Genomic DNA, 17341 nt, shown 5'->3' with positions numbered 1-17341 from the left:
ATTACATGTTCATTGGTTCTATTTTCGAGTTTTGAAGGTAACGATTTTCAACTTTAAATCTCATATAAAATGTAGAGCACTTAGCATAAAATACAAGCATATTTTCTCAATATAGAATTTCTGACACAAAATAAGTGCTCAAAAAACATTCAACCCTTTATAAATACAAGGTGTTTGATCTAATCTATTCAAAACTTTGAATAAAAGTATTGAATCACTGCTAAAATATATGCCTATAAAAAAGAGTACGAATCGAATTCAATATGACATCTAAAGCACAACCCCAATTTGGCAAAGTCACTATTATTGGTAATGCCAATGGTGATTGGCAAGCTGCTACTCACGGTTATACCATTATATTTAATGGCACTATTGCTAGTGGCGATAACATTATCAATATTTGTAATGGTCCTTATGCAGGTTCAACTGAAGATTTTGTCGTTACTGGACCTCATAGTGATTGGTTAACAACCAATTTATCAATAGTCGCTCGCGAATTAGAATTGAAGCTCAAATGCTGGCCTTCATCTGGGTTAGTCAGTTTTGTGTTATTTAGTCGATTAAACTGTGAGTTAGCACTTGAAAGAATGTCATTACTACCTAGCCTTAAACGCAGTGAAGATATGTCGTTAAAACAACATTTACCCTGTGTTGTTCATAATTGGCTTGGTGAACGTAGGATTGCAATAGAAGTTCATCAACAAAGTAATGCACAACAAGCTATGTGGCCTGCTCTATTATTGAATGAAACGGCAGCACGGAAAACTGATTTCCAGACTCAAAAATCTAGCCGTGTTACACAAGTTATACCTATAACTGATTCTATTCAGCATCAAATACATGACCCATATCAGTTAATGATTGAGTTAACGTTACAAAATCAAAGCTCCCATGCTGCCCTCAATAATTTACGATATCTTAACCAACTTCCGCAGTCTGCTTGGTTGGCTGCAGTGACACAACAAAAACTGCTTGATGTTGAACAAGTGTTTTTCGACCAATACCCTGAAAAATTATCAGGCTTTTGGTATTTATCTGATAATGAAGCTTCAACATGGTTAGATAAAATTCGTTTTAATTTAGCACTGTGTCAGCAACATTTATCTGGCTATCAGTAGATTTAAGAATTTACTTTAACAATACCCTTTTCTTTGCTTATCAACACCAAAGCATTATTTATCATTGCCTATTTCTCTGCTAATACTATTCATACAAGGATTTGTTATCAAATAGTACTAATAGAAGGAATAGTTGATGAAATGGCTTCCAGCAATATCAATCGTCTCGATAAGCTTAATTACACTAGTCACCCCATTCAAAGATGCTCAGGCAAAACAACCAAAATTGATTTTACAAATCACTGTAGATCAACTCAGGGGGGATTTATTGCAACGTTATCAGCAGCATTTCTCTGACGATGGCTTTGAATATTTAATCAATGAAGGGATTTATTACAAAGAAGCTCATCATCAACATGCGATTACTGAAACGGTTGTAGGGCATACAACGCTAGCCACAGGAGCACATCCTTCAACACACGGCATGGTGAGTAATTTATGGTTTGATAAGCAAATGCAGCAACCAATTTACAATGTACAAGATGAACAACACCCACTTTTAAGTGCAAATGCTGCTGTCGATGCAAAAAATGAAATCGATCCCACACAAAAAGCCAGTAAAGTTGAAGGCCGTTCACCAAAAAATATTATGGCGACCACGTTTAGTGATGAGCTTACTGCCAGTAACAATGGCCAATCTAAAGTCTTTGCAGTATCAGTTAAGGACCGCGGAGCTATCACATTAGCAGGTCATACTGGAAAAGCATTTTGGTTTTCTAAATCAGCCGGTGAATTTGTTAGTAGCGATTATTATTACAAACAATATCCACAATGGGTAACAAACTGGAATAAAGCGAATCCAATATCGACATATGCCAACACCCAATGGCAATTATCAAAACCTGCTCAGCAATATTTATTCGGTGATAATCAGAATCACGATTGGAAAACAAAATTACCAGGTTACGGAATTACATTCCCACATGAATTTGGCCCTAGTGATAACCCCTACTTTAGTACTTTTTTAACCGTAAGCCCTATCGGTGATGAAATGACTGCTGATTTCGCTAAAACAGTCATTACTAACAATAATCTTGGTAACAATAGTCATGATAACCAAATCGTGACTGATTATTTATCGATAAGCTTTTCATCAACCGATTATGTTGGCCATATCTTTGGCCCATCCAGCTTAGAAGCAGAAGATAATCTACTTAGACTCGATAGGACATTGGCCTCTTTATTTGGTTTTATTGATGACAACATTGGTTTAGAAAACACACTGATCGTGTTATCAGCTGATCATGGTGCTCCTGAGGCGCCGGGATACTTAACGCAATTTGGTATCAAAGCTAAACATTTCGACTTAGCAAGTTTAGAAAAAAATGCTGCCATTCAGTCTTTAAAAAGCAAATGGAAAATTACAGGGGATTTGTTTGTTAATGCGTGGCAACCCTATATTAATTTGGATCATGACAAGCTAGCTGAACAAAAAGTGCCATTAGCGGAAGCAACAACACAAGTCGCAAATATACTCAATAGTGTTTCAGGTATTCATCGAGCATATAGCTTTAATCATTTATTAAATGGCAATGTGCCTAACGATGAAATTACTCAAAAAGTGCAAAACAGTTTTTACCCTAGCCGCTCAGGAGATATTTACTTAGTTTTTGAGCCAAATGTGTTTGTGGCAGATTTTGACGGTCTCAATGTTGCCTCTGTACATGGCTCTCCGTGGCGCTATGACACCCATGTTCCTATTATATTTGCTGGCATGAAACTTAAAGGACAAACTATAAACAGGCCTGTTGCAACTGTCGACTTAGCACCGACACTCAGTGCATTGATGAATATCAACGCTCCTTCAAGTGCTGTCGGATACCCACTAAAAGAGGTTTTGGTAAAGTAGCGACAAGCTTCTCAACGTAAATCCACCTCAATTTATAGATGTTGGTGTAAAGGCTGCTGTAGGCAGCCTTTCTCATTATAAAAATGATTAACTCATAGTGAGATTGAATTTTACAAATAGTCACAGGTTTGGTGTTGGTGATTTGTTAATTAGACCTTAAGATAGGGTTAATTAATCTTAGGTACAGTTTTAATATGAAATTCAATCAGCTAGTTGTTTTTATTCGTTTAGTCATCATTTTTGTTATACATCAAACTCACTCTGTCGCTGCTGATTATGTTGGTGCTGAACAATGTGTTGACTGCCACCAGCAACAATATTCAGACTGGCAAGCTTCTCATCACGATATGTCCATGCGCCATGCAGGTGATGATTCCGTTCTCGGTGATTTTGATAATCAAACGCTTCAAGAAAACAATCAATCACACAGGTTTTATCGTAAAAACAGTCAATATTGGGTCAATACCAAAGGACCTGACGGTAAAAGCCATGACTATGAAATTAGCTATACATTTGGCTATGAGCCATTACAACAATATATGGTTAAATTTCCGGATGGTAGAGTGCAACTTATTCCACTAGCTTGGGATAGCAGAGATAAAAGCCAAGGTGGCCAGCGTTGGTTTAATCTTTATCCTGACATGGATGTACATGATGAGTTTTTTTGGACTAATAATGGCCAAAACTGGAACTATATGTGCGCAGATTGCCACTCTACAAACATCGACAAAAACTATGATAGTAAAACAAACACCTATAACACCACTTGGTCTGAAATCAACGTTGGCTGCGAGGCGTGTCATGGACCGGCAAGCGAGCACATCATATGGGCTCAAACTCCTAATAATACGAATCCCTTAATTGGCTTTGATCGTAACTTGAAACCTAAAGTTGGCTCATGGGAATTTACGAAAGGACAAAAGATACTTCAACCAAAACAACTGACAGACTCAGAACAATTAGATACTTGTGCCCAATGTCATAGTAGAAGAGCGCAACTCAACAACAGTCATGACCCTATTAAAGGTGATTTTTTCGATAAATATAATCTAAATGCAATCACACCAAGTTTATATTATCCCGACGGACAAATTTACGAGGAAGTCTTTGTCATGGGGTCGTTCAAACAATCTAAAATGCACGCTGCTGGCGTTGTATGTAGCGATTGTCATAATCCGCACAGTACTAAACTCAAAGCGCCAATTGAATCAATTTGTTTTCAATGCCATTTACCTAGCGAATATACTTCAGCCAAACATAGTCAACACCAAGATGGAACTGAAGCTGCTCAATGTGTAACCTGCCACATGCCAAAAACAATCTATATGGAAGTAGACCCTAGAGCAGATCATAGTTTTCAAATTCCTAGACCCGATATTAGTAAAAAAATCGGCACACCAAACGTATGTACCTCTTGTCACAATGAAAAATCTAATCAATGGGCTGTTAATGCCCTTGAAAAGCAATTTCCAGACTCCAGTTATCAAAACAGTGACAGTTTTTCGTTAGCATTCGCACAAGCATCTGCCGGTGTGCAAACAAGTGGAGATAAGCTTTCATATATTGCTCAAAACCACCTAGAATCCAACATTATTCGGGCTTCGGCGCTTAGTAGAATGGATAGATTCCCAAGCCAAAATACTATGGTCGCAGTGATGAGAGGTATAAAGCATAAAGACCCTCAAATGAGATTAGGTGCATTAACCGGTTCTGCTCCTTATCCGTTTAATGACCGCTGGCAAATAGTCAGTCCATTACTCAGTGATCCTGTATATGCTGTCAGAACTGAAACTGCCAGCACTTTGGTGAGTGAATGGCAAAATATGAATGATGATCAAAGAGCACTATTGACCCCTGCTTTGAATGAATATATTGAAATTCAACAATTCAATTCTGACCGAGGTTTCGGATTGATGAACCTCGGTAATATTCACAACGCTAAAGGCAACATAAGGCAAGCAGAAAAGCTTTACTTAAAAGCCATCGAGATAGAACCAATATTTGCAACAAGCTATGCAAACCTTGCAGACTTATACCGTCAACGGGGTGATGATAAGAAATCATTAGAGACCTTAAAAAAAGGGATTGCGAATCAACCAAAGGCAGCATTGTTGAGGTACAGCGCTGGCTTAAATCTTTACAGACAGCAACAACTAACAGGTGCGATTGATTATTTAGAGCAAGCAACTGAAATTGAAGCGACTAACCCACAATACTGGTATGTACTAGGTCTTGCGCAAGAAAAAGTCAGTGTTACCCAAGCAATGAAGTCGCTTACCAAGGCTTATGAAGTTGGTGGCAATCCTCAACATCTATATGCGCTTTGTGAGTTTAAAATTAGGCATCGAGATCCAACGACACAAGCTTGTATCAATCAACTTGCTAAGATAGTCCCCCCGCAAGTTGTACAACAATTGATAGGACAATAATTGATAAGACAATCATTCTTTAAATAATGGCTTCCTCTCTTTTGAACGAGTGAGGAAGCAATTATATGAATGCATGTTGAGTATTTGAGTGCTGCAATATTTTCGTAGCAAAATCGAAAGGATTGCTGAGTATAATTCATCGTTATAACTGTATTTCCAACTAAAGTTGGCGTTATTAATCCACCATCTCACTATAATATTGAGTACTACTTTATTTAAAAGTTAAAGATGAATTTTACGCTAAGGGATAAATTGAATATGGATATTACTTCTATACGGTGTATCACATTAGTTGTGGCTATATTGTCAATAACATCTTGTTTAGCAGAACAAGTCAAAATTTGTCCAACAAACCAACACCAATTAGACTGGTCTGGTGGCGGTGCTTACCCTAAAATTTTAAGCCACAACGATAAAGTTTACTTAATATCGGATGTTTCAGGGATCTGGAATGCAGGTTATGCTGAAGCTGAATGGCAACAAACTAATTCAGGTCTTGCTAACCTGAGTGTATCGAATATTGTCTTTTCTACATCTCAACCACTCATTGGTTACGCAACAACAAAATCAGGTATTTCTAAAACTATTGATGGGGGTGAAACATGGCAAGACCTCAACAACCTCCCCGATAACGTAAATTTCAAACGATGGGAAACGTTCAATAACATCGCGATCGATGAGTCAATACCAACTGAATTCATTTTTGGTGACAGAAAAGGCAATATCTATCGTTATGAATCTGAACATGCTCAACTACTGATCACAACCCCATCAGAAGAAGTAATTTCAAGTCTTATTGTTAGTGATAAAGGCACTATAGTGGCAGGCACATCAACTAGCCGTTATATTTTTCGTCAGCTAGACGATCAATGGCAACTGACGAAACAACATCCGAGTACGACACTGGATCTCACAGTAGCTGGATTAAATGACCAGCAATCTCTATTTGCTACCAGCAACAATCAGGTATTAATTTCTGTTGATGACGGTGTGCATTGGGAGTCTCTTAATCTTGAAGCACACATCTCTGATACGAGTGTGGCACATAGACTCGCGGTCAAGAGTAATAGCTTAGGAGAGTTCAGTCTTATAGTTGCTTGGTATGAAGATTGGAAGTCGGGGATCTTGGTCAGCCATGATTCAGGGAAAACCTGGCAAAACAGTTTAAAAGAAATTGATTATTCAAATACAAACCCAACCCGAAGTTGGAACCATAACGATATCAGTAAAATCATGTCGGTAAACTTTGATTACAAAGATGAAAACATACTCTACTTCACGACTTATTGGGGCATATGGAGAAGTATTGATGCTGGCGAGACTTGGACTGAAAACTTCAAAACTGGCGCCTCTAACACTGTGGGTTCAGGTATTGCTATTACTGAAAATGGAGATGTTGTTACCGCTTCAATGGACGTTGGCCTCATCCGGTACCCAACAAATGGACAACCCACGTCACTTTTACCAATCGCTACAGACCAATATTTTGATAACGATATGGCGGGACATTTCTGGAATGTTATTGTTCAATCTAAAAAAATAATCGCCACCAGTAGCGCCTGGCAATCTGAAGCAAACCAAATTGTCATCAGCGAAGATAGTGGCGTGACTTGGCAGCGTGTCAGTCAGGGACTTCCTTCTTATTATTCTACAGACTGGCCTATTTGGAGCAAAGGTTATGCTAGAGCTTTAATCGCTGATAAAAATGACCCAAACAAGTTCTATTTAGGCATTGATGGCCATGGTTTATATATTTCAACAAATGGTGGATATGAATGGCAACGCTCGCTTACTAAGCCTCCAAGTAAACGAATTTATAATGCTTTAGATCAAGATAAATTAAACAATATTTTATACTGGGGTACAGCATCCAATGGGGTTTATAGTACCAACAATGATGGTGAGACATGGGTTCATACTGGTCTTAAAAAGAAGTATATATATGACCTTGTAGTTAGTCAGGATGGCGCTGTTTATGCTGGTTCTGCTAATTCTGAACAGGACGGACATGGAGCTGCAGTCTTCAAAAAGCAAAATCCAGAAAGTGAATGGGAACTGGTTAAAGACTTTAACGTCGTAGGTGCTGTTGATGCCATGGTAGTCGATCCACTTAATCCAGAACGAATTGTCGTGAGTTTAACCAATTGGATTCACAAAAACGAAGGTGAATTACATATCAGTAATGATGCTGGTATCAATTGGCAAAAAATTAATGCTGATGTCGGAATTGGTATTGCTGATTTAGTCTTTTCAACATGTTCTCAGCAATTATTTGTAGCTGGATATTCCCAAGGGATCAGCCAAATAGATATAAGTGATTATTCAGCAATCCAGGATTTAAACGTTAACATTAACAATTTTTATAAATTACAAGATAGTTGGGCTTGGTCTTATTACGAAGATGAACAAGCCAGATCCGTATGGAAAAGTGATGCTGCTATAAGCTGGAAAGTTACCGTAGAAAACACTAAAGATATTGCTATCAATTTTGAATCGATAAATAAACCTGGAGAAAGAAAACTACCTGACAACTACCCTGGCTTTATAATAGAAGTTATCGTTAATGGTGAGTCAAAGGCTCAGTTAACTGTGCCCGCCTCAGACACAGAGTGGCAACAATCGTCAATTCTAATTCCTATAGACACTACAGGTGAAAAAATCATACAGCTTAAATGGTTAAATAACATATCCAGCCCTGCAACTGACACCAATTGGGGCTTACGCAAGATTTCAATGAGTCAGTAAGTTGAACACTATCAATCCAAAAATGCGCTAATCTAAAAATGGGCTAATCTAGAAAGAGTAATAGCTCAACAAAATTTATTGAGTGTTTTTTGTGATAAAAAACATCATGTCAAGCCTGCAGTATATGTAAACCTCAAGTCGTTATGGAGTCATACAGATTGTTCCCATTAGCAAATTGTAACGTCATTTCCGTTTGCGTTTGTCTTAATTCACTTTTCATTATGTAACATTCACATTTCCACTTTTCGGAATCCAAATTGCAAAAAATGAAATAGCCCTAAGTAATAACTGCTCAACATCAACCTTTTATCAAAAATTATGCTCAGTTGAAACTGTCCTTAATTAGCATTAATTGATTAAAAACAAATCAACAACGATTGTTTCATAAAAAGTTCAATCAAGTGTTTCAACTTTGATTCAGGTCAATATTTAATCTATCCATCCCGTTATATTGGGATCAGGCAGTTTGTTCCTCCCAAACGGAATAGGTTATAACATGGATACACATTCAGCTTTATATCATCGGTGTAAAAGCCGTTTAGCAGAACTACGTGAAACAGCGCCTCGACAAACCGTAACGTTAGATGAAAAACTAAAAGAAAACGGCATAACAAGACGCGAATTCATGACATGGAGTGCTTCAGTAACCGCATTACTTGCACTTCCCCTTCCTTTTACCAACTTAGTAGCTGAAGCCGCAGAGCTGGCTGACAGAGTTCCACTAATTTGGTTACATATGGCCGAATGTACAGGCTGCTCTGAGTCGCTAATCCGCACTGATACGCCCAACCTCGACAGCTTAATCTTCGATCATATTTCATTGGAATATCACGAAACATTAATGGCAGCTTCTGGCTGGCAAGCTGAAGAAAACCTTGAACATGCCATGGAAGCCTACAAAGGCAACTATTTATTGGCAGTTGAAGGCGCCATTCCAACAGCAAATAACGGTGCATTTCTAACTGTTGGCTGTAAAGGCCACACTGGAATGCAGATTGTCAAAGAGGCAGCTGAAGGTGCTGCGGCGATTATTTCGGTGGGAACTTGCGCAGCGTTCGGTGGGGTTCAAGCGGCAGCGCCAAACCCTACGGGTTCCAAAGGTGTTCAAGACGTTATTGATAAACCTGTTATTAATCTAGGCGGCTGCCCGCCAAGTGAAAAAAATATTGTCGGCACTTTGATGTATTTCATTATGTTTGGAAAACTACCTGCGCTTGACATGTTCAATCGACCTAAATGGGCTTATGGCGCACGCGTACACGATAACTGTGAAAGACGTGGACGTTTTGATGCAGGCGAATTCGTTGAAACATTTGGCGATCAAGGCGCAAAAGATGGCTACTGCTTATATAAAGTGGGCTGTAAAGGACCGTACACATACAACAACTGCCCTACTGAACGTTTTAATCATCATACAAGCTGGCCAGTATTAGCGGGGCACGGCTGTATCGGATGCTCAGAACCTAATTTCTGGGATGACATGGCAGATTTCGAGAAACCATTAGGGAGACAGTTATTGCATGGGGTTGATGCAACAGCTGACACCATTGGCGCAGTAATACTAGGCGCAACCGTTGTTGGTATAGGTGCACATGCTGTCGCAAGTCTATTTGCTAAGCCTTTAGAGGAATAACTCATGAACAAACGTGTTGTAATCGATCCTATTACTCGAATCGAAGGTCACCTACGTGTAGAAGTCGAAGTTGATGAAAATAATGTTATTAAAAAGGCTTGGTCTTCTTCTACTTTATGGCGTGGCATTGAAGTTATTTTAAAAGGTCGTACTCCGATGGATGTGGGCCTTATTGTTCAACGTATATGTGGTGTCTGTACTTATTCTCATTATCGCTGTGGAACAGAAGCAGTAGAAAATGCATTAGGTGTGAAAATTCCTTTAAATGCAAAATACTTGCGCTCACTGATGCAAACCTCTTTGTATATGCATGACCACATTGTTCATTTTTATCATTTACATGGTTTAGATTGGGTTGATGTGGTTTCAGCATTGAGCGCGGATCCCGCATTAGCAGCGCAAGAGGCTGGTAAATACACTGCAAATCCTATCGCTGCCGGTGAAGGTGATTTACGCGCTGCACAGGAGCGCGTTAAAGCTCTCGTGGATACAGGTAAGTTAGGGCCATTTGCCAATGCCTATTGGGGTAATAGAACCTATCGATTTACCCCAGAGCAAAACTTAATCGCTTTATCACATTATTTAGAAGCGTTAGAAGTTCAACGCGTCGCTGCAGAGATGTTAGCCATTTTCGGTGGCAAATCCCCTCACCCACAATCGCTAGTTGTAGGTGGCGTGACTTCTGTTCGAGACATGTTAAGCCCTGCTCGTTTGCAAGAATGGAAGCAAAAACATGCCATAGTGCAAGATTTTATTATTCGCGCATATAAAGCCGATATTGTGATGGCTGCAGCTGCCTTTAGTAATGAGCCAAGTGTGCTAGGGGGCGTGAATGTTAACAACTTCATGGCAACCAATGACTTTGTGCTGGCTGACGGTCAATACATGTTTGATCAAGGCGTGATAATGGCTGGCGATCTTGCTGGTGTGACAGACATTGACCCAGATTCAATCAAAGAAGATGTTACGCACGCATGGTATGAAGCTGACGGCCCACAACATCCCTATGACGGAACGACCGTACCTGATTATACCGGTTTCGTCGAACGAGAAACTGTATACGGAAAATTACCTACAGTAGATGGCGATGGAAAATATAGCTGGGTTAAATCACCTCGATACAAAGACGAACCCGTTGAAGTTGGTCCTCTGGCATCATTATTGGTGAGTTATGCTCGTGGAAACCAAGTCGTCGTTAGTGCAGTAAACGGATTACTTGAGGCAACAGGCTTACCCATTGGAGCCTTATTTACCACGCTTGGTCGAACAGCTGCTCGGATGCTACAAACTGTTATTGTCGCTGAAGAAGGATTAAAGACATTTGATGCGATGCTTATCAACATGCAGTCAGATGAAAGTACTTACGTTACGCCTGAGATTGATTCAACGAAAGAGTACGTTGGTCACGCGATGATAGAAGCACCGCGAGGCATGCTCAGTCATTGGTTAAGGATCAAAGGCGGTAAAATTGAAAACTACCAAGCGATTGTCCCTACTACCTGGAATGCTGGGCCGGTAGACGTCAACGGTAAAGTTGGTCCGTATGAAGCTTCGTTAATAGGCTTAGAGCTTGAAGATCCGAGTAAACCACTTGAAGTCATTCGTATAATTCACTCTTTTGATCCTTGTATGGCATGCGCAGTTCACGTCATGGACTACAAAGGCACAAGTTTGGGTGAGTTCCGTATAGACCCTAATGGTCTTTAATCGTTTCGCAAACCAAAGAGGAATTGATTATGACTCAGGTTGCTACCCATCATAGAGAATTAATTTTCTCGCCTGCCATCCGAATATTTCATTGGATTAGGGCATTATCGATTGTAGTACTCATAGCTACTGGATTTTACATTTCTTGGCCATTTTTAGTGGCACCAGAATCATCCGATGTATTAGTGCAAGGATGGATACGTTTTGCCCATGTTATTTTTGGCTTTGCATTAACCAGCGTCACCATAGTGCGTTTTTATTTGTTTTTCTTTGGAAGGAGTTCCATTGAAAGACGTTCAGTTAAAGATGTATTAAGCATTAACAGCTGGATAACCCAAATTAAATCTTACATTTGGATGGGGCACCTTAATAAAGCTGGTGTATATGGTCCACTACAATTCGTCACTTATGTAGGTATTTCATTGGCAGCATTATTCATGTGTATAACGGGTTTAGTGCTTTACGCTAATGTGTATCATGAAGGATTCGGTGGATTAATATGGGAGATTTCAGCTTGGTTTACTGCCCTTATGGGAGGACTGGCACAAGTTAGAATTTGGCACCACATTATCACATGGGCATTTATTGTATTCATGGTTATCCATGTTTACATGGCTGTTTGGTCAGGTATTCGCTTTAAACATAACTCTGTTGACTCAATTGTCTCTGGTTATGATTACCATAAGGATCACTAAGCCTTGTCTACTACTCTACTCATCGGGATAGGAAACGTACTGTACGCTGATGAAGGTATCGGCGTACATTTCGTTAATTATATCCAAGAGAAATATCAGTTTTACCACCCAACAAACAGCATTGATTTACTCGATGGTGGCACACTCGCACAAGGGTTAATCCCTATTCTATGTCGGTACGATAACTTAATTGTTGTTGATACTGTCAACAGTCCAGGAGTTAATCCAGGTGAAGTATATTCTTTTAACTTTGATCAAGCGCCACCGGAAATCGATTGGCAAGGCAGTGCTCATGAAGTTGAGATGCTGCAAACCCTTATCATGATGGAAATGGTTGGCGATAGACCTGATACCCATGTTGTGGGGGTTACACCGACAGTGATAGAACCGATGACGTTGGGACTGACACCTTCTATCCAAGCAGCGGTCCCCACTATGGAAAAAGTATTGCTTAAGCACCTTACTGAACAAGGGTTTACTTATCAGCAAAAAGCTGAAGTCGATATTAACGCACTTATTCCTGATTCATATAAACGCGGAACACTAGCATATGCCTAAAATCAGTTTTAACTTTTTTTGCCATCGCGATATTCCTTTATATGCAGATCTCTGTAATTCATACCTCGCGGATAACCGTTTTGATTTTACTGTTGGCCATAATATTAATAATGGCCAAATCGCTCAACATGCCCAATTCACACCGATACATACTTACTTTATTGAAGTAGAAGCTTCACAGTCTGAATTAGCCCAATTAGCTGATGAAATAGCGGCTAAATTTTTATATTCAATTTGGCTTAAAAGCGCCGAAGTCATTGCTATCGACGTAAGAAAAGGCACTAAAACGTGTTTACAACACCAAGCAGTCCATCAAGGTTATTGCAGAGAATGTGAACCATTGATTTCGAACTTAGATAACAGCTCAGATAAAGACTTATATAAAGGCTTAAATAAAGAAATAGATATAGCCGTTCCTTGCCCCCACTGTTTAGGTGAGCGCAACCTTAAACAGTATGAAATTGGTTTCAATCAGCAAGATATATCAAACCTAGTCAACAGGATACTGCAAGGTGAAGAAGTTTGCATTGGCCAGCAAGATAACTCACTTTGTTTGAGCTTGAATCCCATCATTACTAATCAAACCACAGAATTACATCCTAATCTCTTAGAACTAAGTTCCTTACAGCAAGTGTTGATTACCCACCCAGCTGTTATTTCATCTTCATTTATCATTAAACAGCACCAGTCTCTTGCTTTATCTAGCTTCGAGAAACCTTTTTTAAAGCTTGCCCCGAATAAAAAATCAAACATCGACCGGAGTGAACTGAATCAAGATTTAAATGAAAGCTATTACAATGTGACTTTCGCTGACAGCCGGTTACTCATTCGTGTTGCAGCACTATTAAAAAGACAACAAATTGATTGGTTATATATCAAAAAGCCACAAAATAACCTTAGCGTGTCTTGGGTCAATAATGTGTGGGTTCAAAACCAAACGACAACTGACTTAAACTTTGAAGCCCCCATGCCAAAGCACGATGACAATCGATATCTTCAAGATAATCTTATATATAATGTATCGTGGCAAAAAAATACGTTGAAATGTACCGTTACTGAATCAAATGAAACATTAGCTAGCAGTCTGATTCAACATAAACCATTACAAGGCATAGACGCAGCAACTTGTGTTTTACATGCTGGTTTATTAAATACGGGTTGTGTCACTAGCATTAATAGTTCATTAGAGGCTTCTTCTAGTCTTAAAAAGCTCGCTTGTATTTATTTATCAAATAGTCAATCAAGCTCTGTGATTACTCAAAATCAGCAAGGAGAAATTAGTTCATTTTTACAAATGCCTACACTGCCACAAAGTGGTCAGCAATTAATTAAAGAGTTAGTCGCCTCTGATATGAACACTATATTTAACAAATATTGTGTAGCCTACCCTGAAGTATTCAAGTTATTAACTGATTTTACGTTAACTTCAGGGACTCAAACAGATAGCTTGCAAACCTTTATGGCATACGCAGCGTTAATAGTATTACCTGATGAACAAGTTAGAAAGAATGGTCCTAGTTCACCATTTTCTCACGCCCCTGTTGCTAATGCCCCTGTTTGTAATGCCCAAGAGTTAGCAGACAAATTCCACGCATTGGCTCAAAGTTATCATGGCAATAATGCTCCTAGAGTCGATTTTCCGCTGTGTGCGATTAATAGTGAAGATAACAATGCCCTACATAAACGTTCTATTAATTGGCGTAAAACACTCGCAAGTTTAATGAGCTTTAAATTAGCGGGTGCCAACCCTGCAATTTTAGCCTTTGGTTTTTTTGATTCGTTAACCGACTATTTGAGTAACTGGATAGATCATTTAGAACAAGAGCAAGGCATAGATGCGGTAGTGTTAGCCGGAAACGACTTTAGTTATGAAGTCATGGCAAACAGATTGTGTATCCGACTTGGCAAAAACTATCCTTTAGTTGTGAATCGTCAACTTGATTTAGAAGGAGCCAATATTGCTGTTGGTGGTTTGTACCTTGCTAAACGACGTCGATAGGAGCCATTGATGACAATACATAGTGGTTATCGCCAACAAGTCAGGTTAAATATAAACGGCATCGTACAAGGGGTTGGGTTTAGACCTTTTGTGTACCGGCTTGCAACTCAATCTAATTTAGTGGGTTCAGTGTTAAATAACCAACAAGGTGTGTGTATTCATTTACAAGGTTTAAATACTGATATCAATAAGGTCGTACATCAATTAAAAGTCAATCCCCCACCTCTCGCACGTATCGACAAGTTGTTAATAAAAGAAGAAGCTATAGATAGCTCACTGCAACACTTTGTTATTGAAACAAGTACAAGTAGTGATGATGCTGTCGTGTCTATTTCTGCCGACAAAAGTGTTTGTGGTGACTGTTTACTGGAAATGCGCGATCCCAAAAACCGTCACTATCAATATCCATTTACCAATTGCACCAATTGCGGACCTCGTTATAGCATCATTAACAATCTGCCTTACGATCGCATCAATACATCAATGGCAAACTTCGTGATGTGCGATGAATGCGCGTATGCCTATAACGATCCTTTAAACCGACGATATCACGCCCAGCCGGTCAGTTGCCCCAAATGTGGGCCACAACTGAACTATATCGACTGTACAGCTAATTCAAACAGTTTTAGTGCTCTTACCAACCAACAAATAATCAGCAAAATTGTTAGTGAACTCAATAATGGAAAAGTTATTGCCATAAAAGGACTAGGTGGGTTTCATATCATTTGTGATGCCACTAATGACGTTGCAGTTAAACGTCTTCGTCAGCGCAAACATCGTAAAGCTAAACCTTTAGCCGTTATGGCAACCAATTTACCTAATGCTCGTCAAATGGTTGAAGGTACACATAAAGAATGGCAAATCCTTAGCTCAGCAGAAAATCCTATTACACTGATGAAAAAGCGCAGTGATATGGAGATTAACCTAAGTCCTTCGCTTGCGCCTGATATTGATACTTTAGGTATATTTCTGCCATATACACCACTGCACCATCTATTAGTTGAAGCCTTTAGAAAACCGTTAGTTGCAACCAGTGCTAATATTTCTGGCTTACCTATCATTACCGATGGTAATGAAATCAAACAAAAGCTTGGCGAGGTGGTAGACGGAATTGTTGATCATAACAGGCCAATAGTTAATGCCTGCGATGACAGTGTGGTGCAAGTCATTGACGATAAGATCCAAGTCATTCGACTCGCAAGAGGTTATGCACCACTTAGCATCCCTTTAAGCAATAAATTACAGCATCACCTATTAGCTGTTGGCGCTCAACAGAAAAATACCCAGTGTTTTGCGTTTAACGAAAATGCATTTGTAAGTCCACATATTGGTGACTTACATAATCTAGAAACTAATCAATATTTCGAGCAAACAATCAATACTTTTCGCCGCCTTTATCAATTTACACCAGAACAAATCATCGCTGATAAGCACCCAGAATATACATCGTCACAATGGGCTAAGTCACAGGCCAATGAACAAAAACTCCCGCTTGCCAATGTTCAGCATCACTATGCTCACGTATTGAGTGTTCTAGCTACCAACAATTATGATAAACAAGTCTTAGCATTTAGCTTTGATGGCACAGGGCTTGGAGATGACAACCAATTATGGGGCAGCGAATGTATGCTTGCAGATGCGCATAATTTTGAAGTTAAAGCGCACTTTAGATCATTTAAACTGATAGGCGGTGAGCAAGCGATAAAGCAACCAGTACGTATTCTGTTAGCCTTGTTATTCGACACCATGTCTGTTGATGAAATCATGACATTGCCGATTAATGCCATACAGCAAATGGATAAATCAACAGTCAATAATCTTCACAACATGTGGCTTAATAACAGCGCTTGTATTGAGTGCCGCTCGGTAGGACGTATTTTCGATGCTGTTGCAGTTGCCCTGAACCTTATCATAGAAAATGATTTTGAAGCACAAGCTGGAATGCTGATAAGCACTCACGCAAATATGGCTATTGAAACAGAACTATATAATGACGCTAACAATCTAATCAGTGCCCCATCGACCTCAGGTAAGTTGTCGATAATCTCAAATGAGGATCTTATTAATGATGTAACTCCCCTCACCAGTACCAATACCAATACCAATACCAATATTGAAACAAAAAGTATTCCAATTTTTGAACCTTCACAACTTATCTATCAGTTAATCACACGTTTAATAAACACAAAAAATAGCAACGACCTGCCAGGCGTGACTAACCAATTGTGTTTAGAGTTTATCGAAAGTTTAAGCCAAGTTGTTTGCTACATGGCAAAGCTATACCCGAGTTATAAGCTGATTTTATGTGGCGGTGTTTTTCAAAATAAATTGTTATATGAAATGACCTTACAACATCTAAATCGTCATTTTAATTATTCACTAGATAAGGTGTTACCAAGCAAATTGGTTCCCATAAATGATGCAGGCATTTCATTAGGACAAATTTGGTATGCCTACCAACAACTGAACAAATCACAAACCCAGCATTAGAGTCTAAAGAGTTTCGATTTACTGATGTTAATCAAAGTATCAAATGAATGACGAGTTAATATTGAATAAACAATAACCAGTACGACAATGGTTAATAGGGTTTTTAAAGGAGTTAAAG

Annotated in this window: 10 protein-coding genes; all 10 read left to right on the top strand. The window is 39.1% G+C overall.

Annotation, left to right across the window (positions count from 1 at the left end; translation table 11 throughout):
* Positions 1 to 263: 263 nt before the first annotated feature.
* Positions 264 to 1118 (top strand): hypothetical protein, encoded by an 855-nt coding sequence (locus L2737_RS16065; RefSeq protein ID WP_248956379.1) that lies wholly within the window; start codon positions 264 to 266, stop codon positions 1116 to 1118.
* 136 nt (positions 1119 to 1254) lie between these two features.
* Positions 1255 to 2967, top strand: coding sequence for an alkaline phosphatase family protein (locus L2737_RS16060; RefSeq protein WP_248956378.1), 1713 nt, complete (start codon positions 1255 to 1257; stop codon positions 2965 to 2967).
* A 194-nt stretch (positions 2968 to 3161) separates the two neighbouring features.
* A complete protein-coding gene (locus L2737_RS16055) occupies positions 3162 to 5396 on the top strand; it encodes a multiheme c-type cytochrome (RefSeq protein WP_248956377.1) in 2235 nt (744 codons plus the stop codon).
* 258 nt (positions 5397 to 5654) lie between these two features.
* Positions 5655 to 8141 carry a sialidase family protein gene (locus L2737_RS16050; protein WP_248956376.1) on the top strand — a complete coding sequence of 829 codons (2487 nt, stop codon included), beginning with the start codon at positions 5655 to 5657 and terminating at the stop codon, positions 8139 to 8141.
* 496 nt (positions 8142 to 8637) lie between these two features.
* Entirely contained in the window at positions 8638 to 9774 is a 1137-nt protein-coding gene (gene hyaA / locus L2737_RS16045) for a nickel-dependent hydrogenase small subunit (RefSeq protein ID WP_248956375.1), read from the top strand.
* A 3-nt stretch (positions 9775 to 9777) separates the two neighbouring features.
* A complete protein-coding gene (hyaB, locus tag L2737_RS16040; RefSeq protein ID WP_248956374.1) occupies positions 9778 to 11481 on the top strand; it encodes a nickel-dependent hydrogenase large subunit in 1704 nt (567 codons plus the stop codon).
* 29 nt (positions 11482 to 11510) lie between these two features.
* Positions 11511 to 12176, top strand: coding sequence for a Ni/Fe-hydrogenase, b-type cytochrome subunit (gene cybH / locus L2737_RS16035; RefSeq protein WP_229368617.1), 666 nt, complete (start codon positions 11511 to 11513; stop codon positions 12174 to 12176).
* A gap of 3 nt (positions 12177 to 12179) precedes the next feature.
* Positions 12180 to 12734, top strand: coding sequence for a HyaD/HybD family hydrogenase maturation endopeptidase (locus tag L2737_RS16030; protein ID WP_248956373.1), 555 nt, complete (start codon positions 12180 to 12182; stop codon positions 12732 to 12734).
* Positions 12727 to 14733, top strand: coding sequence for a hypothetical protein (locus L2737_RS16025; RefSeq protein WP_248956372.1), 2007 nt, complete (start codon positions 12727 to 12729; stop codon positions 14731 to 14733). The genes L2737_RS16030 and L2737_RS16025 overlap by 8 nt, the downstream gene beginning before the upstream one ends.
* Positions 14734 to 14742: 9 nt before the next feature.
* Entirely contained in the window at positions 14743 to 17223 is a 2481-nt protein-coding gene (gene hypF / locus L2737_RS16020; protein WP_248956371.1) for a carbamoyltransferase HypF, read from the top strand.
* Positions 17224 to 17341 lie beyond the last annotated feature (118 nt).

The sequence above is a fragment of the Shewanella electrodiphila genome (assembly GCF_023283985.1).
GTDB lineage: Bacteria > Pseudomonadota > Gammaproteobacteria > Enterobacterales > Shewanellaceae > Shewanella > Shewanella electrodiphila.
The sequence above is the reverse complement of the archived record's forward strand: the minus strand, read 5'-3'. Positions and strand labels throughout refer to the sequence as shown.

Coding starts and splice junctions, on each gene's coding strand:
- L2737_RS16065 (WP_248956379.1), top strand. CDS start 264: ATGACATCTAAAGCACAACCCCAATTTGGCAAAGTCACTATTATTGGT.
- L2737_RS16060 (WP_248956378.1), top strand. CDS start 1,255: ATGAAATGGCTTCCAGCAATATCAATCGTCTCGATAAGCTTAATTACA.
- L2737_RS16055 (WP_248956377.1), top strand. CDS start 3,162: ATGAAATTCAATCAGCTAGTTGTTTTTATTCGTTTAGTCATCATTTTT.
- L2737_RS16050 (WP_248956376.1), top strand. CDS start 5,655: ATGGATATTACTTCTATACGGTGTATCACATTAGTTGTGGCTATATTG.
- hyaA (WP_248956375.1), top strand. CDS start 8,638: ATGGATACACATTCAGCTTTATATCATCGGTGTAAAAGCCGTTTAGCA.
- hyaB (WP_248956374.1), top strand. CDS start 9,778: ATGAACAAACGTGTTGTAATCGATCCTATTACTCGAATCGAAGGTCAC.
- cybH (WP_229368617.1), top strand. CDS start 11,511: ATGACTCAGGTTGCTACCCATCATAGAGAATTAATTTTCTCGCCTGCC.
- L2737_RS16025 (WP_248956372.1), top strand. CDS start 12,727: ATGCCTAAAATCAGTTTTAACTTTTTTTGCCATCGCGATATTCCTTTA.
- hypF (WP_248956371.1), top strand. CDS start 14,743: ATGACAATACATAGTGGTTATCGCCAACAAGTCAGGTTAAATATAAAC.